Origin of the sequence: Pseudoalteromonas sp. JC3 (genome assembly GCF_030291895.1) — a bacterium.
Lineage (GTDB): Bacteria > Pseudomonadota > Gammaproteobacteria > Enterobacterales > Alteromonadaceae > Pseudoalteromonas.
In genome coordinates this window covers 130,270-151,865 of sequence record NZ_CP127855.1, presented here as the reverse complement: position 1 = coordinate 151,865, position 21,596 = coordinate 130,270, and the positions used below count along the sequence as shown (strand labels likewise).

Sequence of the window (21,596 nt, the reverse complement as noted above, 5' to 3'; positions counted from 1 at the left end):
TTTTTATTAATTATTATATTTATTGCGGTGTTTCAGTAACTAATTGATTACTTTCATATAAGTCGATCATGTCATCATAGTGTGGGCTCATGATATTGCCGGACTGACCCGTTGAATTGATGTACCAAGACTTAAACCCTTCCTGCTTACTCGACACCATAATTTGGCGAAACCCTGCACCAAATATCTGCTCATATCCATCAGCACTATCAAACCGATAACCGGCGGCATTCACGGTATCTAATGAACCAGCTCCAGTGATCTGCCGCTCAAAAATTCGTCTCGAAAAGTCCGCTTCACTAAAGGGTTGATGCGCGAAAGTTCTCGGCGCAAGCTCTCCCCATGACCACGGCCTAGCGCCAAACTTACGCTCAAGTTCAACTAAAGTCGCTTGATAGGAATCCCTAATTTCATCTGTACATTTTTCTGAAGTGTCAGAACACCATAATTCATGGTCTTGTAAGGCGAGCAATAACTGTTTGTCGGTTAGACTAGATGCGGTTAGCCCGCCACCAAATTGTGTAGCAAGACTTTGTGAATGGAATAATTTGACTTTTAAATTTCTGATCATGACTTGGTATATAGCACCAACGTCAGGGTCAGATTTATAATCTCCGTCCCAATGTAGTAGCTCACCAAGTAAAGGCTTCAGATTTGGATAGTCATTTCTAAGAAGGTTGAGTAGATCTATCGCTCCTAAGTCAAGTACATCACCTTGAATACTCCGGAAAGTATCGATGGAAAGTTTGTGTCCTCGCTTTAACTCACCTTCTATAAGAGATGCTATACGTTCCGCTCTATATGAAGGAGCCCAGTCCATAGAAATGAAGTAAGGATAATCCTCAGAGACATGTTTTTGGTTGGCATTAATGATATAGCCTTTTTTAGGGTTGAATTCCGTTGGCATACTTTCCCAAGGAATGTACCCAGTCCATTCAAACTCATACTGATTAACAGGTATGGCTCCAGAATGTTTTTTGCGAAGCGGAACTTTACCCGCGCTATTGAGGCCTATATTGCCTAGGCGATCTGCATAAACAAAATTGATTGTCGGCGTGATAAGAAGCTGGAGCGCATTCCTGAACTCTTCCCAATTAGAAGCATAATTCAGGTCGATCAAGGCAGAAATAGAAGTATCACTGTCATTTAAAGCTGTCCATCTCAGTGCATACCCATGAGACGCGCCAGCACTATAATCTAGAATAGGCCCATATTTTGATTGTGCAACCGTATGTTTTATAGTCTCTGGGGCTTTTCTAAATTGAGCTGGGAAGTCAGCCTTAACCGCGATCTCCTCTACCCTTTGAACAATTTTCTCTCCTGCAGAATTCCCTCCTCGATTAAGGTCCACTATGACCAAATCTTGCGTATCCGCGGGCATGTTAGTACCGCCCCAAGCAATATGAGCATTATGTCCAAATACAATTACAGGCAATCCTGGAATGGTCATACCTGATGCGTTTACTTCGCCGCCTAACAAAGACGCTCGATACCATAATGAAGGCATTTGGAAAGAGAGATGAGGATCATTCGCCAACATCGCATCGCCCGAAGCACTTAACTCCCCAGAAATTGCCCAAGCGTTACTCCCGGCAAATTTGCCTCCAATCCCATGCTCTAGCAATAAAGCTTCTTCGATACTCGCTAACTGGCTTAACGTCTCATCCAATTTAGCGACACGTGATATATCCTCTGATAAAGATTGCTGATCATTAAGCTCTGGATAGATTGAGTGTAAATAGTCCACTGGTAATTTAGCGGCAGCTTGTACTCTGGCGCGTTCATAATTAGCAGCAAAACTCAGAGAGTAAGAAAGTAGCTTACCTACCATTAATGAATCTTCAGGAGACCAATTTGAAGCAACGACACCAAAAACCCTAAACTCAATTGGTAGGTTTTCAGAATCTCTGATATACGCATTCACTCCTTCAGAGAAGGCAACTAAGATGCCTTTTTCCCGCTTCCCTAAACTTTTTAGCGCCTCTTTTGCAGCATCAGCAAGCCCCAAAGTACGCATATATTTATCACGCTCAATTGTTGATGCTCCAAAGACCTCACTCAAAGTACCTTTAATTAATCGGCGCTGTAACTCCATTTGCCAAAGCCGATCTTGAGCTTGAACATATCCCATAGCGAAAAAAGCATCATGATCACTTTTCGCGCTTATATTTGGAACTCCGTACTTATCTCTAGAGATACTCACTTTGTTACTCAAAGCGCTATCGCTTAATGTTATATTATCCAGAGGTAAAGTTTCTCTCTCGTCTAAGTAAAAATAAGAGATGATTATAATGAGGGGAATAAATACTAAAATAACAAATCTTAATGCTAATGACTCTCGAGAAAACACCTTACTTCTTCCTTGCATATCAACAGTAACAAACGAAAATTTAGCCTATTAGAGTGCATCAAGTAGCCCCTTTAACATTAGACTCAACTTATTAATATCAGGTACATAGTACCCAAAAAATGAAACCGATCAACACAAAAAACAAAACAAAAATTAACTCGATTAACACAATTAACACACAGGACACAATTGAGAAATACAAAATTGCATAATGTACATACAACTTCCTCACATGCAGTATCATTCACCTAAATACAGACAAATAAATGGTGAACAAAAAGTCGCCTATAAAATGCGGGCTCTTTGGTGTTAGCGTATATAAACAAAAGATGTAAAAATTAATCTAAGAAGCAGTTAATGAGCAAAGAAAAGTTTCGATTAAATACCTAAAGAAAGGTGCTTTATATGCAATATTTAGAATGTATTTTTTCTATAAATTTAGAAATTAATTTCAATTTTCTGCTCAATACCAGACCACCATTAGTGCAGACAACTGAATATACTCGAGCAATTTTTAGCTATTCGATATCTTGATACCTTGAGCATTTAATCAATATCAACTACAACAGAAATGGAAAGTGTCGTTGTCAGGAAAAATATTACGCACCACCATGGAACACTTACGCACCAATTTAGTGCAAAACATCCGTTCACAGATCAGTGAATTTAAATAAATCACTAAAAATCAAACAGTTAAACAATTGGCACGATTAACGCTTATCAAGGTGCAATTGCAGTACATTGCAGCAAAAAATAACCCAACGAGTCGGAGGACACATGTCACAATCGGTTTTAGATTTTATTAAAGAGCACGACGTAAAATTTGTTGACTTACGTTTCACAGATACAAAAGGTAAAGAACAACACGTATCGATCCCGCATCATCAAGCCGATGAAGACTTCTTTGAAGACGGCAAAATGTTTGATGGCTCATCTATCGCTGGTTGGAAAGGCATCAACGAATCTGACATGGTACTTATGCCTGACGCAGAAAGTGCTAAGCTAGACCCGTTCGCAGAAGAAACAACCCTTATCGTCCGTTGTGACGTGGTTGAACCAAACACACACCAAGGTTACGAGCGTGACCCACGTTCAGTAGCTAAACGCGCTGAAGAGTTCATGCGTTCAACGGGTATTGCAGACACCGTATTATTCGGTCCTGAGCCAGAGTTTTTCTTGTTTGACGATGTTAAATTTAAAACTGACATGTCTGGCTCAATGTACAAAATTGATGCTGAAGAAGCGGCTTGGAACTCAGACAAAGACTACGAAGGTGGTAACACAGGTCACCGTCCTGGCGTAAAAGGTGGTTACTTCCCAGTAGCACCGGTAGATTCGTCTAATGATTGGCGTGCAGCTACTTGTTTAGTACTTGAAGAGATGGGCCACGTTGTTGAAGCGCACCACCACGAAGTAGCAACTGCTGGTCAAAATGAGATTGCGACTCGCTTTAATACTATGGTAACTAAAGCAGACGAAATCCAAGAGATGAAGTACGTTATCCACAACATGGCTCACCTATACGGTAAGACAGCAACCTTTATGCCTAAGCCAATCGTTGGTGATAACGGTTCAGGCATGCATTGCCACCAATCACTTGCTAAAGACGGCAAGAACATCTTCGCAGGCGACAAGTACGGCGGTCTATCTGAAGAAGCGCTTTACTACATTGGTGGTATCATTAAGCATGCTAAAGCAATCAATGCATTCACTAACCCAGCAACAAACTCTTATAAGCGTCTAGTACCAGGGTTTGAAGCGCCAGTTATGCTTGCATACTCAGCACGTAACCGCTCAGCATCAATCCGTATCCCGGTGATCCCATCAGAAAAGGGTCGTCGTATCGAAGTACGCTTCCCAGATCCTGCGGCTAACCCATACCTAGCTTTCGCAGCGCAGTTGATGGCTGGTCTTGACGGTATCCGCAACAAGATCCACCCTGGCGATGCAATGGACAAAGATTTGTACGACCTACCAGCGGAAGAAGCAGCAGAAATCCCAACAGTTGCAGCATCACTTGACGAAGCGCTTGCTTCTCTAGATGCTGACCGTGAGTTCTTAACTCAAGGTGGCGTATTCACTGACGACCTAATCGATGCGTACATCACACTTAAGTCGAAAGAAGTTGAAAAATTAAACATGACAACTCACCCAGTTGAGTTCGAAATGTACTACAGCGTTTAATCGCTAACAGACTACTACGCTCAGTACCGCGGTATTGAGCTTGTAGAGCCAAAACTCATTATGCGTTTCTGGCACTCTTAATCATATGTGTTCTCAAGCCCGTAATTACGGGCTTTTTTAATTTAATTCAAAAGGTTAAATTAAATATCTCGAATAAATTTATTATCGGAGTTACTCATTTGTAACTCGCAATTCCAACAACACTATACTAAAGTATGAACAGTAGTTTACTGTGGAGAGTTGTGGTGCGTCAGTGGTTTCTTATAATGTCGGTTAGCATGACGCTAACCCTAACAAGCATTGATGCTGCAGCAGAGTCCAATCCAAAAATCTATCGCTGGAAAGACAAAAACGGCCATTGGGTCTATTCGGATGTACCGCAACCAGGTTCAAAAGAAGTCAAACTCAACGCCAGCGCTTTAACCATGCCAAGTGTTGATACTAAAATTCTCGAACAAACGGATACAACACCAACGATTCAATATACAGCTAAAATCACTTCTCCTGAGCATGAGCAAACAATCCGTGATAATAGTGGCAGTGTATACGTAACTGGCACCATAGAGCCAAGATTTACCCAAGGACTAAGCGTGCAACTCTTTCTCAACGGAACAGCCACAGGGCCAAAACAAAGTAATACTCAGTTTTCTTTGCGTGGTATCAATCGTGGCGAGCACTCTTTGGTTATGAAAGTGTTTAATCAAAAAGGTATGTTAGTCGCCCAAAGCGATGCTCATAAGTTCTTTTTGCACCGCAATACCGTGAATAATTAGAGCGATATTGCTTACCTACACTGACTTTTAACCAGTAGTTGCAAACACACCATACTCATCCCTCCTGCTATTGAGGAGGCCAAACTCGACATTTCATTGTGTTCAATCCACAACCTTTGCTCACCCACCTGGATTTGATAGTAGACTTCAGCCTTTGTTTGCAGTAGATATTTATCTCGCCAGTTAGGTTGAACGACCCGCATTACGCCTGTAAGGGTGGTTTTCTCGCCATTCGTAGCCCGATGTAAATTAGCGGTGTGAGGAGGAAAGCAACCCGTATACTCGGTAACATACCTAGCGCCTTGAAAGTCACAACCACTCATGCAGAACGTGACAAAAAGGCTCCCCCCCCCCACAAGCACAAGCTAGATGTATTTTTTGAAACAAAGCATTAATAATGTGGGCACCTTAAAGTTGGCATGCTTTATTAATACCAAGTTTAGGATACGAGTTCGAAAACCCCTAGTTTCTGAGCTCAGGTAATAATTTAATCCAATGGATGCAAAGCTATGCTATTCTCATTGCACCACATTGGTGCACGGTGAACATATATGGATCAACATAACTCGATTGACTTGGATAAAGTTTGGCAATCTCTCTCAACCGCGATTTTAGTGCTCGATCAAAATTTAATGATCCACTATGCCAATTACAGCAGTAGTGAACTACTGGGACTCAGCACTAAACGGCTTGTTGGGCTGGCGGTTGATAGTGTGTTTAATCATCATCATATAGACTTGCCACGGCTCTCTAAATACGTGCTACAAGATGGTGTAGACTGCCAGCAACACAGGGTAGACGTGGTGTTTGTAGATAATCGTGTTGCGACACTAAGTCTGCATGCCAGACGAGTTTACCTTGCAGAAGAGGCGTTCATTTTAGTGGAATGTCGCCGTGTTGATGATGCCCTGCGTTATGACCAAGCATCCAATCAAATGCACCAATTTCAAGCAGCTCGAAACCTCATTCGCAGTCTTGCCCATGAAATAAAAAATCCACTTGGTGGGATCCGCGGTGCGGCGCAATTATTGCAGTATGAAACTGATCAACAAGAACGGGAAGAATGTGCCACGCTCATTATTGAGCAAGCAGATAGATTACGCGAGTTGGTAGATAAACTGCTTGGACCCAATCAGTTACCACAAAAAGAGCCGTGTAATATCCATCAGGCGTTAGAATCGGTGATAAAGTTAACCACCTTGGAGCGCGATGCCGATATCACCTTGGTAAAAGATTATGATCCCAGTATTCCGGCTATCGTGATAGATCAAGCCAAAATTCAGCAGGTTCTGCTGAATATGCTACGCAATGCTCAACAAGCGCTACAGCATGACGGTACGATCACCATAACAACGCGTATTAAACACCGTCTTCATCATGGTGAGCGACTATTGAAAAAAGCATTACTCATCCGTATCAGCGACAACGGTCCAGGGATCGCCGATGAGGTAAAAGAGACATTGTTCTTTCCGATGATCACGAATAAAGAAGGAGGCTCTGGACTTGGGCTCTCTATCGCGCAAACTTTGGTAGAGCAACACCAAGGATTTATCGAATGCGATAGTTGGCCAGGACACACTGAGTTCAGTATCTACCTTCCCTTTGACAACACCGAAACAGGAAACGTGCAATGAAATCAGTTTGGTTAGTCGATGATGACGCTTCAATCCGATTTGTTTTAGAAAAGGCATTAAAGCGAGCTGAGTTTGAAACCGAGAGCTTCGCCAGTGGTCAAGATGTATTGACCGCGCTTGAATATGAGCAACCCGCAGTGCTGATCTCAGATGTACGTATGCCAGGTATCGATGGCATGGCCTTGTTAGATAAAATTGCAGGGCTCTACCCAAACTTGCCGGTGATCATTATGACCGCACACTCGGACTTGGATTCTGCGGTCAACGCATTTAAAAAAGGGGCGTTTGAATATCTCGCCAAACCTTTCGACTTAAACGAGGCCGTTTCCCTTGTGCAACGTGCATTTCGTGCAGGCCAGCAAACTAAAAAGCAAAAGCGCCAAAGTGAAAAAGCCAATAGCCCCGACATTATTGGTGAAGCCCCAGCGATGCAGGAAGTGTTCCGCGCCATCGGTAAACTTTCCGCTTCAAGCATGAGTGTATTGATTAACGGCGAATCAGGCACGGGTAAAGAGCTTGTGGCAGGCGCGCTGCACAATCACAGCCCGCGCAAAGAGGCTTCTTTTATCGCGCTCAATATGGCCGCCATCCCCAAAGATCTCGTCGAGTCTGAGTTGTTCGGCCATGAAAAAGGCGCTTTTACCGGTGCTGACAGCATGCGCCGTGGCCGCTTTGAGCAAGCCGATGGCGGCACCCTATTTTTAGATGAAATCGGTGATATGCCACTGGACGTGCAGACTCGGCTATTGCGCGTACTCGCCGATGGTGAGTTTTATCGGGTTGGTGGCCACAACAGCGTGAAGGTCGATGTCCGTATCGTCGCAGCTACCCATCAAGACTTAGAGACACTGGTCAAGCAAGGTAAATTCCGTGAAGACTTATTTCACCGCCTCAATGTCGTCAGGTTAAAACTACCAGCCTTACGTGAACGCCCTGAAGATATCGCCGCCCTGTGCGATCACTTTCTTGCAAAAAGCGCAAAGGAGCTAAAAGCCGAGCCAAAAATCATCTCCAAACATGCTCTGCAAAAAATGCAGGCGTATCATTGGCCTGGCAACGTTAGGCAATTGGAAAACACCTGCCGTTGGTTAACGGTAATGGCCCCGGGTGAACTTGTCACCCCTGCGGATCTGCCCGAAGAGCTAGAAAAGCCACAACAGATTGACGCCTTAGAGCATGGCAATTGGCTGGACGCATTCCAAACTTGGTTAGACTCAGAGTTACGTAAAGGAAAAGACCATATTTGGCCCGATGTACAGGCACAATTAGAAACACGACTGATCAAATCCGCACTCAATGCCTGTCATGGTCATAAGCAAGATGCGGCGTTAAAGATAGGTTGGGGACGCAATACATTGACCAGAAAGCTAAAAGAACGCAATATTCAAGAATAAGTTTGATTTGTGAATAGTTTGCATGAAGTTACTTGAAAATGTCCCACTGTTTAAACAACTAGAGATCATCAATCGCTTAGCGTTTTTTAAAGAGTTTACGCTTGCCGAGCGCCAGGTATTGCTTGAGTCTTTTGGTCACTTATATCTGGTGCAACAAGAGCGTCATGCTTTCAAACGCTTTGAAAAAGACAATCGCCTGTATATTGTATTAAGCGGTGAGTTTTTGATTTTTAAACAAGATGCGGCCCATGATTTAGGTAAAGTTGGTCCTGGAGAGTTTTTAGGTGAAGGTGCATTTATCACTAACCGAGAACGCAGCACTAGCGCACAAGCGTTAAAAGACAGCATCATATTGGCGATAACCCCAGATGCATTAACACGCTTGCCCAATGTGATCCGGGAAAAAATCAAAGATAAGCTCATTGAAGGTATGAGCCATCGCATTGCTAAGCTCAATGCATTTATTGAAGGGCAAGAAACCTAAATGAGCAGTGGGAGCCGTAGCTCCCACTTTGTATTATGCTAACAACTCACTAAATGCATCAAACAAGCTATCTAGTTCTTCTATGGTGTTGTAATGCATACAACCGATGCGAACAACCCCACCTTTATCCATCACCCCTAGCTGCTCGCAAAGCCCTTGGGCGTAGAAATTACCATCCCATACGCACATGTGCTTTTTACCTAAGAATTCCGACACGGTACGTGGCTCGATGCCATCAAATGTCAAAGCAAACGTTGGTGTACGCTCAGCGAGTCGCTCACGTGACTCGATACCAAAAAGTTTAATCTTTTTAAATTCGGCTAAACGCGTTAAGAAGTGCTGGCTAAGCTGCATCTCATGCGCTTTTGTGCGTGCAAACGCCTCAACCAGTTTCTCACGGCGTGGTGTATCTGCACTCATCTCGCTAAGTGAAGCAATGTAGTCAATCGCCGCAACAACACCCGCTAGTCCTTCGAAACTCTGCGTACCAGTTTCCCAGCGGCCTGGGATAATGTCTTTTGCCGGCTCCACCTTATACGGAGTAAAACCTTCTAAATGCTCACGCTTACCATAAACAATGCCCACATGCGGACCAAAGAACTTATAAGCAGAGCACGCAAGGAAGTCGCAATCCAAACCTTGTACATCGATTAGCTCATGAGGTGCATAATGCACAGCATCAACATATACCAATGCACCAACTTGGTGCGCAAGCTCCACAATGCGTTTGATATCGTTGATTGAGCCCGTTGTATTCGATGCATACGTCACCGCAACTAACTTAGTCTTGGCATTTAGTAGTGATTCAAAATGCGCAAGATCAAGCGTGCAATCGGTTTCATTAATACGCACCGCATGTACCGTCGCACCTTTATCTTCGGCAGCTTGACGCCATGAAGAAACGTTTGAATAGTGATCGGCATTGGTCACAATAACTTCATCACCTGCTTGCCATTCGCGAGATAGCGCACGGCTAAAGCTAAAGGTTAAGCTAGTCATGTTGGCACCAAATACAATTTGATCTGCACTTGGCGCATTGAGTAAGTCCGCAACCGCTTGGCGCGCTTCACTCATCAAACTGACGGTCTTATCGCTTGAGAAAAATGCACCACCTAAGTTAGAGTTAAAATAACCAAGGTAAGCAGACATCGCGCTCAACACGGATTGCGGTACTTGAGAGCCACCCGGGCCATCAAGGAAAATTGGCGCAGTTCCACCAATACTTTGCATAAGCGCAGGGAACTGACGACGCACTTGATTTAAATCCATACTACCCTCTTAGGCTGTAAATACGAAGCAGTCTAGGTAACCGACTTGCTCGGCATCTAGCTTGTTCATCGGTGTTGCGTTATGCCACACTTCACGGTCATTCACGAGCGCAAATAAACCATCTTTGATTTCCATTTTGAAACAGGGCTCAGCTTCTTTGTGCTCATATACCAATAGCTCGCCACCGGCGATATTTTCGTGAGAAACACCGCAGACACAGACATGGTCAAAGCCATCTTGGTGCACACCTTCTGGCGCAGGAGGGGTATCGCTTTCAATCGCTAACATGCGAAACTGATGCACTTCTATGCTGGTATCGTCTGCAATTCCTGTCATGGCTTTAAATTCAGCAAGCATATGCTTAAAGCCATCGGTGTTTAACATGCCCAGCTCAAGGTTTTCGTAAACACGCTCAATATTACCTTGGAAAGTATTAATTGAGTCGTCTTGCACGAAAGCCTTAGTCGGCTGCAATGTTACTTCACCGTCAGTGAATTTAACCACTGAATAGCGGCGCTTTCTGAATGCACCATCGGCATAAGGGTTATCTGGAAGTTGATTGAAAAAAGGCTTAACTGCGTCGATATGTGACTGCGGTAAAAAGCGTAGTTGTAATAAATTCTGGTTGTTTACTGTTGTCATGATCCTCTCGCCCATTGATGAGAATTTGCCGACAATTCTAATAAAACCAGAGAAAATTACTGTTTAAAAAAACGGGATTTTAACAAGCAAAACGCAATAAAAACCCACTTATAGCCACTTTAATAGATTACTTATCTAGATTTAAAATAATGCTTGATAACACCATTTAAGATGAGCGTTTTATGCGCATAAAAAAAGCCAGCATGCGCTGGCTTTTTTCTTTCAATGTATTCTAGAGCGAGTAATTAAACCGCTTGTTGAATGATCACTGAGTCTGCCTTTTTAGTGTACTGAGGCATCTTATGGAAGTTCAAGTAACGGTAAGTGTCCGCAGCCGTTGCATTGATCTTCTCTGCATACTCTTGATATTCAGCAGGTGTTGGTAGTTTACCAAGAATAGCAGCTACCGCTGCAAGCTCTGCTGATGCAAGGAATACGTTTGCACCTGTACCTAAACGGTTAGGGAAGTTACGAGTCGAGGTAGAAACAACCGTTGCTTTATCAGCAACACGTGCCTGGTTACCCATACATAGTGAACATCCTGGAGTTTCGATACGTGCACCTACACGACCGTAAATACCGTAGTAACCTTCGTCAGTTAACTGATCGCGGTCCATCTTCGTTGGTGGAGCAACCCATAGTTGCGTTGGTAGACGACCACCGAAATTATCCAGTAGTTTACCAGCTGCACGGAAGTGACCGATGTTAGTCATACAAGAGCCGATGAATACTTCGTCGATCTTCTCACCAGTTACCGCTGAAAGTAGACGAGCGTCATCAGGGTCATTTGGTGCACAAAGGATTGGCTCTTTGATATCAGCAAGATCAATCTCAATGGTGTGCGCGTATTCTGCATCCGCGTCAGCAGTCATTAGCTCAGGATTCGCTAGCCACTCTTCCATCTTAGTGATACGACGCTCAATGGTACGTACATCACCATAGCCTTCAGAGATCATCCACTTAAGCATCACGATATTAGAGTTTAGGTACTCTTCGATAGACGCTTGTGAAAGCTTAACAGTACAACCTGCCGCACTACGCTCTGCAGATGCGTCAGATAGCTCGAACGCTTGCTCAACCGTTAAATGCTCAACACCTTCGATTTCAAGGATGCGACCAGAGAATTCGTTGATCTTACCTTTTTTCTCAACCGTCAATAGACCTTGCTGGATTGCATAGTAAGGGATAGCGTGTACTAGGTCACGTAATGTGATACCCGGCTGCATTTCACCTTTAAAACGAACAAGGATTGACTCAGGCATATCCAACGGCATTACGCCCGTTGCTGCTGCAAACGCTACTGCACCTGAACCGGCTGGGAATGAAATACCTAACGGGAAACGAGTATGTGAGTCACCACCTGTACCTACTGTATCTGGAAGTAGCATACGGTTTAGCCATGAGTGGATAACACCGTCACCAGGGCGTAGTGATACACCGCCACGGTTCATGATGAAATCAGGAAGTGTGTGGTGTGTGTTTACATCGATTGGCTTAGGATAAGCTGAGGTATGACAGAATGACTGCATTGTAAGGTCAGCAGAGAAGCCAAGACAAGCAAGATCTTTAAGCTCATCACGCGTCATTGGACCCGTAGTATCCTGAGAACCTACTGTTGTCATTGTTGGCTCACAGTATTGACCTGGGCGTACACCTGCCATGTTACATGCTTTACCAACCATCTTCTGTGCAAGCGTAAAGCCTTTACCAGAATCAGCCACTAACTTAGGCTTACGGAAGATATCTTCAGCTTCTAGGCCTAGTGAAGCACGAGCTTTATCAGTTAGACCACGACCGATGATCAATGGAATACGGCCACCAGCACGCACTTCATCAAGAATTACGTCTGATTTCAGTGAGAACGTTGAGATAACTTCGTCAGTACCGTGACGCTTAACCACACCTTCGTATGGGAAGATGTCGATTTGGTCGCCCATATTTAGTTCGTCAACTGGAAGCTCAATCGGTAGTGCACCTGAATCTTCCATGGTATTGAAGAAGATTGGCGCAATTTTACCACCTAGACACACACCGCCAACGCGCTTGTTTGGTACGAATGGAATGTCATCACCCATGAACCAAAGTACGGAGTTAGTTGCAGATTTACGAGATGAGCCTGTACCAACAACGTCACCTACGTACGCTAGCGGTAAACCTTTACCATTAAGCTCTTCCAGTTGTGCAATTGGACCTACTTCACCTGGCTTATCAGGGTTGATACCGTCACGCTCGTTTTTAAGCATAGCCAACGCGTGTAATGGGATATCAGGACGAGACCAAGCATCTGGTGCTGGAGACAAGTCATCTGTATTTGTCTCACCCGTTACTTTGAATACAGTCACTGAAATCTTGTCTGCAACGGCTGGCTTCTCAAGAAACCATTCTGCATTTGCCCATGACTCAATCACTTGCTTAGCAAACTCATTGCCCGCTTTTGCTTTTTCTTCTACATCGTAGAATGCGTCAAACATCAGTAGCGTGTGAGACAAACCTTTAGCAACGATTGGCGCGATAGCGGCATCGTCTAGTAGGTCGATCATAGGCGCGATGTTGTAACCACCAAGCATAGTGCCAAGTAGTTCAGCTGCATACTCTTTTGAAATGAGTGGTGATTCAGCTTCGCCTTTCGCTACTGCAGCCAAAAAGCCTGCTTTTACGTAAGCGGCATCATCTACACCTGGCGGTACACGATTGATAAATAGATCAACGATGAACTCTTCTTCACCTGCAGGTGGAGTTTTTAGTAATTCGATAAGGTCAGCAGTTTGCTGCGCGTCTAACGGCTTAGGCACGATACCTTGCGCGGCACGCTCTTCTACGTGTTTACGATATTCTTGAAGCACAATATTGCCCTCTTGGTGACGTGGACAGACAAGTAAATGATCTGGCTGCGATTATTGATGCAATCGGCTGAACCATTCCCTTGACCATAAAATATAATGAACAATTATAAGGTCTTTGAGTATAGATGAAAATCTTGCATGCGATACCTCGCCTTATAGTCACTATAAATACAATGAATAAGCATACCGAAACAAGTATATTTTGATGAATATTAGTCAAACGAGAATCATTTTAATTTTGCGAAAAGGTACGCTTGGTGGGATTAAAAAAGGCTCCCGAAGGAGCCTTTTTGCATAAGTTAAGTAAAAATTAACGCTTAACTTTTACTTTCTCTTTAGAAGAAACGTGCGCTTCCACGCGACGGTTTTCAGCATGCGCTTCAAGCGTATTAGCTGGGTTTTTCAAACGCTCTTCACCGTAGCCTACTGTGGTAATACGCATTGAATCAATACCCATATCTACGAGTTTCTCAGCAACGTTTTTCGCGCGGCGCTCAGAAAGCTTTTGGTTGTAATCCGCATCACCTACTGCTGATGCGTGACCTTCAATCACTACATCTGCATTTTTATGTTCTTTTAAAAACTTAGCAACCGCGTTGATATCATCAACATATTGCTGTGAGAAAGAAGCATCATCGTGCGGGAAACGAACCAGTAGATTTACTTTGTCTTCATTCGTTTCATATAGAGTACAACCTGACGCATCAACAGCATCGGTCATTGGTGTATTGGCACATTTGTCTTCGCTATCCACAACACCGTCTTTATCACTGTCTTGTGGTGCTTCTGCAACTACAGGTGCCGGAGCAGGTGCAACTTCTTCCGTTTTACCAGCGCTACCGAATGAGTAGTTGATACCAATTTTACCGCCAACATCAGTAAAACCTGCTTCTAAGCCTTGGTAAACTGCCGCTTCTGCATTCACGAACAAGTGATCGGTGAAGTAGTGACGAACACCAGCACCAACGTTAGCAAAAGTGTTATCTGAAATGACGTCCAGATTCATCTTTTTGATACCCACTAGACCATAGAATGGGCCACCATCAAAGTGATATAAACCATCGATACCATAACGCTCTGCGTCTAGTGAACCATTGCTGATCCCACCAAGATCAAAATCCATGTCTGCATACTCAAGACGACCACTCCAATATTTATCAAAACGGTAGCCGATTTCAGCACCCCAACCAGTAGACTCTTCTACGTCTAAGCCAGCCATATCACGGTGATTTTGCCAGTCAGCATCATAGTAATCACCGAATACACCAAGATATACACCTTCAGTAGGTTCAGTGGTGTTTGCATTTGCATTGGCTGTTACTGCCATCGCAACTAGTAAGCTCAAAGTTTTAATTTTCATCATTCCTTCCCATCTCTGTTAGTTAACGCATTGAGTATTGACTCGGATAGTCTACCAGAAAATGCGTCTACTGATTACGTTGCATAGATAATATTAGCTCGTCCATTAATGTTTACTTAACGTTACATAAGGAATTTTTGCTATTTATGAATTAATTTTGATGACCAAATAGGATTTGATACAGACCTTGTTCCTTTAACAAATCCTTATGTTCTCCATACTGGGACACTTCACCATCATCTAAAACATAAATTAAGTCGGCTTGTTTTATTGCGCTCAGTCGATGTGCAATAATCAAAGTCGTTCTATCAGCCAAAAACGCTTGCAAATTGCGATGAATTTTTGCCTCAGTCTCAATATCAAGTGCTGAGGTCGCTTCATCCAGCACCACCACTTTAGGATCGGCAACAACCATTCTAGCAATGGCTAACCTTTGCTTCTGTCCTCCGGACAATTTAATCCCGTTGCGACCGACTTGCGCATCTAACTTGTCGGCTAGCGCAAGTACGGTATCGGCTAGCTCTGCAACTCGGAGTGCCTGCCACAGTATTTTGTCAGATACCTCTCTTCCCATTGCTAGATTTTCACGGATGCTGGTATTAAAGAGTATCGGCTGCTGCAGTACAGTCACTATATTATCTCGCACAGCTTCGTATCCAATCTGCTCTACTGGCGTGTCATTTATATGAATCTCGCCGCCTTGTTTTTCATACAATCCCAAAAGCAATTGCACCAAAGTAGATTTACCACCTCCAGACACCGCTACTAACGCTACTTTCTTCCCTGCTGGAATATGCAAAGATACCTGTTTGAGCACGGGTTGCTCTGCAACGTAAGCGAAGTCTATATTGGCAAATTTGATATCAACCTGAGATGAATCAAAGACGGTTTTCGTAGCGGGATATTGTGCTTCTGTCGCAAAATTAAAAACCTGATTTAACCTACTAAGTGCCGCCGAGGCACCATAGTACGCATATTGAATACCAAGAATTTCCTGCACAGGCCCCATCATGAACCAAAGGTAACCAAATACCGCAAATATCTGGCCGACCGTTAAATCAGAAAACACCACCATAAACATAGCGACAGCACGGAAAAACTCGAACCCCACCAAAAACACGGTAAAACTTAAGCGGTTAACCGCATCCGTTTTCCATTGTGACTGCACCGCGTAATGTTTGAGATCTTTGGCAGCTACTTTAACTTGTGCAAAGTAGTTACCCTCTCGACGAACGGCTTTTAGTTGAGAAATAGCATCTAGCGTCTCGACTAGTGAAGTTTGCAGTGCCTCAAATGCAGCATTCTCTTCCTTTTTCAGCTCTTTAACATGTTTGCCAAACTGCCGAGAAAAATAGATGACCGCCGGATTGAGCAACAAGATCACCAGCCCCAACATCCAATCAATCCAAAGCAAAATCGCCGCAGTGCCAATGATTGTGAGTAAACCGATTAAAAAGCGTGACAAGGTTTGACTGATAAATTTATCCAAGGTTTCCACATCGGTAATACAGCGAGAACTAATTGCTGCACCGCCTTGGCTTTCGTACTCCTTCAGTTGAACTTTAGGTAAATGCGTAAGTAAGCGCTCACGGATTTGATAACTAATGTCCTTGCCAATAATAGTAAACTGGCGTGACTGCATCACCCCTAACACCAAGCTGGCCAAACGCATGGTTATTACAGCCAACAAAATAACCACGATATAGCCACTGGGGCCATGCCATTGCTCGGGCAATACCGAGTTCATCCAAGCGACTGCTCTACCTGGTGTGTCTAGTAAGACTTCATCGACCAGCAACGGCATCATCAAAGGGATAGGGACACTCACCAACGCGGCAAACAAGGCGATGATATGTGCCTTAATAAGCGGCCGTTTGTGCTCAAGGACTTTACGTTTAATTTCTTGCCAAGAAAGCTGCTGTTCTGCCATTTAGGTTCCACAAAAAGTTTGATAGTGGGCCGGTGTAGACGCGCTGATCCACGATTCAGGATAGTCTTTGTAATCATAGGGCGACGTCAACGCAGTTAGCCAATCCTCTAGCGTTTTGCTCATGCCTTGGCGATTAAACAGCGCAATCTCAGCCTCCACCAACGCATTACGGGGGATAAGTATCGGGTTAGCTTGGCTCATCAAGTTAGCCGCAACCTCATCGAGAGCACGCCTTTGCGCCCATTGTCGCTGCCAGCTCTCCAACTCCGTTGGCACGGATAAAGCTTTGTTTGGATGACCAAGCAAGCTATTAGTTAGTGCCGCAAAGGTATTGGTAAAGTCTAGTTCGTGCTCCGTCATCAACTTGAGTAAGTCACTAAGTAGAATGTCGTCTGCGTCGCTCCATTCATCAATACCAAGCTTAGCCGCCCACATATCTTTGTACTTGCGATTAAACGATTCAGAAAACTCCGCTAAAATTTGACTAAATGCTTCAATTCCCGCTTGCTCATCCTGCCATAACACCAATAAGGCCTCGGCAAGTCGCGCACAGTTCCAATTCATGATGTTTGGCTGATTACCAAACGCATAGCGGCCTTGGCGGTCGATAGAGCTAAACACGGCGTTAAAATCAAACTTTTCCATCATTGCACAAGGGCCGAAGTCTATCGTTTCGCCACTGAGCAAAATATTGTCGGTATTCATCACGCCATGAATAAAGCCAACCCGCATCCACTCGACAACTAAGTCCACCAACTGCTCACACACTTCACGAAACAATTCGAGTACATCCTGTTCGGTCTCAACTTTAAATCCCTCAAATAATTGCTCGCCCAGCAAGTTAAGTAGGCTCCATAGCTCATCTTTATCTTGCTGTGTAGCCAGATATTGCAAGGTACCGATGCGGATATGACTTTTTGCCACACGACATACAACTGCGCCAGGTACTTCACCTTGACGATAAACATGGTGTCCAGTGGTTACAACAGCTAGGCATTCCGTAGTTGGAACCCCCAAGCCAACCATAGCTTGGCTCATTATAAACTCACGTACCGCAGGTCCTAGCGCACAAAAGCCATCACCACCGCGAGAAAATCGCGTCGCTCCAGAGCCTTTCAAGTGCAGGTCGTATTGACGTCCGTCATCGAGCTTCACCCCGCCAATTAAATGCGCTCGGCCATCACCAAGTAACGGGTTAAATTGCCCAAACTGATGACCACTGTAGGCTAAGCTCGTAGGTTCAATATAACCTAAAGGGCGCTGACCACTTAACAGCTCAGCAAGCGCTGTGGTGTCGTATTCCTTTAGCTCAAGCTTAACTAGCAACGGCGTATTAGATAGTAGTAATGTGGGCTGATTAAATCTTGTTGGTTGCTCCTTAAAGAGCAGAGCAGAACCCTGATAGGGCTGAAAAAATACCATGCGATCATCTCTATTTTTAGCGCCTAGCGAATATTATCACCAACACTCATTGACACAATTTGGCTTAACTCTTGTAAGCTAAGCCCGCTATATTGACGCATTTCATTGAAAAACTGCTGCGCCGATTGCAGTGACTTCTGACTTTGTAAGCCTCCGTCTATGATCTTCTCGGCACGTAGCACCGTTTCGACGTCTTTACTCAGTAAAAACGTATCTTTACCTAACACACGAAGTGCGTAAGGCCCAGTATTCCCACCGAGTCTCGAACCATGCTTTTTCAAGTACAGCCACAGACCTACGATATTGTCTTCAGGCCAGTGTGCGACGAAATCACTAAAGCGACCATACTGTTGTTGCACTGCAAAAATCATATGGCAATTGTCAGCGATACTTTTTACCTTTTTAGCATTACGAATGATCCGTTCATCCTGACTACGTTGCTCATACATTTCAGGTGACATCATAAGCAACTTCTCAATTGAGAATTGCCAAAATACTTCTCTAAAGCCATCCCACTTATTATCAACCACCGCCCAATAAAACCCGCTCTGGAAAATCTTGCGAGTAAATTCTTCTAGCCATTGATCATCACTTAATGCCAATAGTGATTCGGCACTCAATGGTTGGTTAAGCTTAGCTTTTAGCGCCGCCTCAGAGCCTTTGCGCTCGGCAGCTCTATGATAAATTTTTTCGAATACTTTCATGCTCATGACCGAGTTTGATTGTTATCAAATACAGGGTAACTTATCTGACTTTTCGGTGTGAGTTAATTTTAATAAAAGTAGATTGCTCAGGTTGCTCTTATACAAGACAGATATCCCTTTAACATCATACCAACACCATCAATATTAAGAGCAGCTCAAAGCCGACTCTTTTTTCCAAGCACCCAACAAAGCACATTGTGATTACCGCTCCCTAACGAACAGTCACACAGTTAGTTTTCATTTTGTTAACTTAACCACTTCCATTGTTAGAGAGCACCAAGCTCACCTTGTAGAGATAAAGCCCATGTTGACCGTAATCTGCTAGCAACTTTCTCAGTAATTGTAATGACAATAGAATGTTAATATATGGTGCAAAAAATTGCGTAAAAGTATTAATTTAACTTGACATGAACCCATAACAGAAAATAAGATCGCACAGCAAATGATAAGTGTTTTCATTTGCAATGGTAAAATATAATTAACATAGGAGTGTGATCTGTGTCCAAGTTTGCTATCAAGTGGGCTAACGTTATTTCAGACAACAAAGGGAAGGTACTCGCGTATCTCAACAGTATCTTAAAATGCCCCTATCTTGCCGAAGATGCGTTACAGGACACTTTTATCCGTCTTAGCAGCATGTCACATACACAAAATGCGCAAATCAATAACACAACGAGTTTCTGCTTCCAAGTGGCTAGGAATATTGCAATCGATATGCTTAGAAAGCAAAGTCGAGAAAGCTTAGTTGCCCTTGAGGCAACGCATGTAGAGTACATGTCAGACACAGATTCAGATATCGAAAACAAAGTCGAGTCGGCGCAACTGGATAGACGCATGGACTCAACAATCCAAAAACTGTCAACTCGCCATCAAAATATCATTAGCTTTTATCGTACTGGTCGATTCAAACAAAAAGAAATTGCGAAGCTTTATAAAATCTCACCAACCTTGGTTAACTTTATGATAAAAGAGGCTGTACACAGCTGCCAAAAGGAGTTTTTAGCTCACTAGAATAGAGGATTATACACTAGCTGATTGTTGTACTCGTAGCTTCGCAGCAATGAAATCAGGGTGGGCAACATAAAACAGCCCGGCTATTTTCCGAATTATATGGTCTTCATGACTGTCTAACTCACCATCAGCATAAGCAACGTGCCACAACAGCTCAATGACCTCGATGCGCTCAATGTCGCTGGTGTGATTGTTCACTTGCTTGGCAAAAGAATACATATCTACTGCCTGTTCCACCAATTGCTGCGCTTGTGTTATCAGTGCACTGACTTGTGGTTCAGGCAATTCACAACGTGTTTTGAGTAACTCCGCAATTTTATCGAATTCCGACTGTTGTAGTTTGCCGTCCGCTCGCATCACTTCGACCAGTAATGCAGCAAGCGCGGTATTAAAGTCGATTTCTTGTCTCGGTGACGACTCCTGCAAACTTTGAAATAGTTTTTTAAGTTGGTTAAGCAAGTGACTAAACTCCCATATGATATACTAGTAATGTAGCAGACTAAAAGGATGGTTATGCGTAAGTTATCATTGAGACTAAATTCATTAAAGCTAAGTTCCCTAATTGTAAGCGTAACATTGCTCTCAGCGTGCCAATACACACCGGTTCCAAGAGGCGAACCTGAAAAACTTTATGACTTTGACCATAAAGTACATTATGAGCAAACCACGTATAACGATGACCACTTTCGACTGGCAATTAAGCCAGATAGTTATGCGCATTTTAGGCAACAAAGCGTTTTTTTGCTGCGCCATGCCAAACGCTTATGCCAAGGTAGTAACCCACAATTGACATTACTCGGTGGCGTCCAAGGCTTTGATAAGATGCCATTAGAGCCAAGACCTTACCAGAATGACTTAACAGTAGACGTAAAGTGTGTGGCCAAATAGCCACACATTTTTGTTAGCGCTATAAATCTTTTTCTGTAACCCGCTCTGGGTTTAGTTTTCATACCCCCAAGGTGCTGCTGGTGCGGTTACTGGTTTTGTTAAATCAAAGTCCACTCGGAACTCTCGCCCTTCACGCACTAAACGATAGGTAAACTGCTCTGGATAGATATACATCTGCCATGTATTTCCAATTGATTGTGGGATCCCTTGTTGGACAAATAACTGTTTTGAGTATTCATCAGCAGGGAACGACTGCACGGTATTAAATCCCGCATCTAGGGTATGACCCCCATACATAGTAGAAACATCGTCACTGCCATCTTCATGGCGGTGATCGTGCTTTAAGCTCAAACCACTCCCTGTTTTGGTGATGATCCAAGTTCTTGAAGCATCTTTTCCTACATGAAATGGGACTTGAAGCTCAGCGTCGCCACATTTACGAACGTGCATCACAAGACGCGCATCGCTAAAGCTGCTTGGACCTTGATTATCCACCGTTACTTTACCTTCGTAGGCTTTACCACAATGCGCTTTAATAGCGTCAAAAAATGCATCATGGCTTGGGATGGAAACCAGCGGGGCAGGACGCGCGAAGGCTGCGCAGCTCAAGGTTGCGAGTAGCGCTAAAGTTAATTTTTTCATTGGAGACACCTAAAACAAATAAAGCCAGAGCTTAATCAGCTTCTGGCTTTGTGGCAAAATTATTCG

17 protein-coding genes are annotated in these 21,596 nt (G+C 43.8%); 7 read left to right on the top strand and 10 right to left on the bottom strand.

The features are described from left to right. Nucleotides 1–19: 19 nt before the first annotated feature. On the bottom strand, nucleotides 20–2,203 hold the full coding sequence (locus tag QSH61_RS00685; RefSeq protein WP_158299088.1) for a penicillin acylase family protein: 2,184 nt from the start codon (nucleotides 2,201–2,203) through the stop codon (nucleotides 20–22). 924 nt (nucleotides 2,204–3,127) lie between these two features. Here QSH61_RS00685 and glnA point away from each other — a divergent pair. From glnA to QSH61_RS00660, 5 genes are all read left to right on the top strand, one after another. Next, nucleotides 3,128–4,534: a glutamate--ammonia ligase gene (gene glnA, locus QSH61_RS00680; protein WP_010604329.1), complete on the top strand. Its 1,407-nt coding sequence runs from the start codon at nucleotides 3,128–3,130 to the stop codon at nucleotides 4,532–4,534. Between the two features lie 266 nt (nucleotides 4,535–4,800). Beyond that, on the top strand, nucleotides 4,801–5,307 hold the full coding sequence (locus QSH61_RS00675) for a DUF4124 domain-containing protein (RefSeq protein ID WP_010604328.1): 507 nt from the start codon (nucleotides 4,801–4,803) through the stop codon (nucleotides 5,305–5,307). Between the two features lie 551 nt (nucleotides 5,308–5,858). After that, complete coding sequence (glnL, locus tag QSH61_RS00670) at nucleotides 5,859–6,941, top strand: nitrogen regulation protein NR(II) (protein ID WP_174171038.1); 1,083 nt, start codon at nucleotides 5,859–5,861, stop codon at nucleotides 6,939–6,941. Further along, nucleotides 6,938–8,335 carry a nitrogen regulation protein NR(I) gene (gene ntrC / locus QSH61_RS00665; RefSeq protein WP_174171037.1) on the top strand — a complete coding sequence of 466 codons (1,398 nt, stop codon included), beginning with the start codon at nucleotides 6,938–6,940 and terminating at the stop codon, nucleotides 8,333–8,335. Before glnL ends, ntrC begins: the two co-directional genes overlap by 4 nt. 22 nt (nucleotides 8,336–8,357) lie before the next feature. Then, nucleotides 8,358–8,819, top strand: a complete 462-nt coding sequence (locus tag QSH61_RS00660) for a cyclic nucleotide-binding domain-containing protein (protein ID WP_010374445.1) — start codon at nucleotides 8,358–8,360, stop codon at nucleotides 8,817–8,819. Between the two features lie 33 nt (nucleotides 8,820–8,852). Here QSH61_RS00660 and QSH61_RS00655 read toward each other — a convergent pair whose 3' ends face one another. From QSH61_RS00655 to QSH61_RS00625, 7 genes are all read right to left on the bottom strand, one after another. Continuing rightward, entirely contained in the window at nucleotides 8,853–10,088 is a 1,236-nt protein-coding gene (locus tag QSH61_RS00655) for a cysteine desulfurase-like protein (protein WP_206472323.1), read from the bottom strand. A 9-nt stretch (nucleotides 10,089–10,097) separates the two neighbouring features. After that, entirely contained in the window at nucleotides 10,098–10,730 is a 633-nt protein-coding gene (locus tag QSH61_RS00650) for a 2OG-Fe dioxygenase family protein (RefSeq protein WP_206472321.1), read from the bottom strand. Nucleotides 10,731–10,975: 245 nt separating this feature from the next. Beyond that, nucleotides 10,976–13,573, bottom strand: a complete 2,598-nt coding sequence (gene acnB, locus QSH61_RS00645) for a bifunctional aconitate hydratase 2/2-methylisocitrate dehydratase (protein WP_206472319.1) — start codon at nucleotides 13,571–13,573, stop codon at nucleotides 10,976–10,978. A gap of 310 nt (nucleotides 13,574–13,883) precedes the next feature. Then, complete coding sequence (locus QSH61_RS00640; RefSeq protein WP_206472338.1) at nucleotides 13,884–14,933, bottom strand: OmpA family protein; 1,050 nt, start codon at nucleotides 14,931–14,933, stop codon at nucleotides 13,884–13,886. Between the two features lie 151 nt (nucleotides 14,934–15,084). Continuing rightward, the gene (locus QSH61_RS00635) at nucleotides 15,085–16,863 is read right to left on the bottom strand and encodes an ABC transporter ATP-binding protein (RefSeq protein ID WP_206472317.1); all 1,779 of its coding nucleotides are present in this window, start codon (nucleotides 16,861–16,863) and stop codon (nucleotides 15,085–15,087) included. Then, nucleotides 16,864–18,285 (bottom strand): protein adenylyltransferase SelO, encoded by a 1,422-nt coding sequence (locus QSH61_RS00630; protein WP_206472315.1) that lies wholly within the window; start codon nucleotides 18,283–18,285, stop codon nucleotides 16,864–16,866. A 23-nt stretch (nucleotides 18,286–18,308) separates the two neighbouring features. After that, nucleotides 18,309–18,989 carry a DNA-3-methyladenine glycosylase I gene (locus QSH61_RS00625; protein WP_174171032.1) on the bottom strand — a complete coding sequence of 227 codons (681 nt, stop codon included), beginning with the start codon at nucleotides 18,987–18,989 and terminating at the stop codon, nucleotides 18,309–18,311. Nucleotides 18,990–19,487: 498 nt separating this feature from the next. Between QSH61_RS00625 and QSH61_RS00620 the strand changes: the two genes are divergently transcribed. Beyond that, nucleotides 19,488–20,000, top strand: coding sequence for an RNA polymerase sigma factor (locus QSH61_RS00620; protein ID WP_010604316.1), 513 nt, complete (start codon nucleotides 19,488–19,490; stop codon nucleotides 19,998–20,000). 9 nt (nucleotides 20,001–20,009) lie between these two features. On the opposite strand, the gene QSH61_RS00615 is transcribed toward QSH61_RS00620, so the two are convergent. Further along, complete coding sequence (locus tag QSH61_RS00615; RefSeq protein ID WP_010604315.1) at nucleotides 20,010–20,459, bottom strand: tellurite resistance TerB family protein; 450 nt, start codon at nucleotides 20,457–20,459, stop codon at nucleotides 20,010–20,012. A gap of 54 nt (nucleotides 20,460–20,513) precedes the next feature. On the opposite strand from QSH61_RS00615, the gene QSH61_RS00610 reads away from it, so the two are divergent. After that, a complete protein-coding gene (locus QSH61_RS00610; protein WP_010604314.1) occupies nucleotides 20,514–20,888 on the top strand; it encodes a hypothetical protein in 375 nt (124 codons plus the stop codon). 51 nt (nucleotides 20,889–20,939) lie between these two features. On the opposite strand, the gene QSH61_RS00605 is transcribed toward QSH61_RS00610, so the two are convergent. After that, nucleotides 20,940–21,530, bottom strand: a complete 591-nt coding sequence (locus QSH61_RS00605) for a hypothetical protein (protein ID WP_206472313.1) — start codon at nucleotides 21,528–21,530, stop codon at nucleotides 20,940–20,942. Between the last annotated feature and the right edge of the window lie 66 nt (nucleotides 21,531–21,596).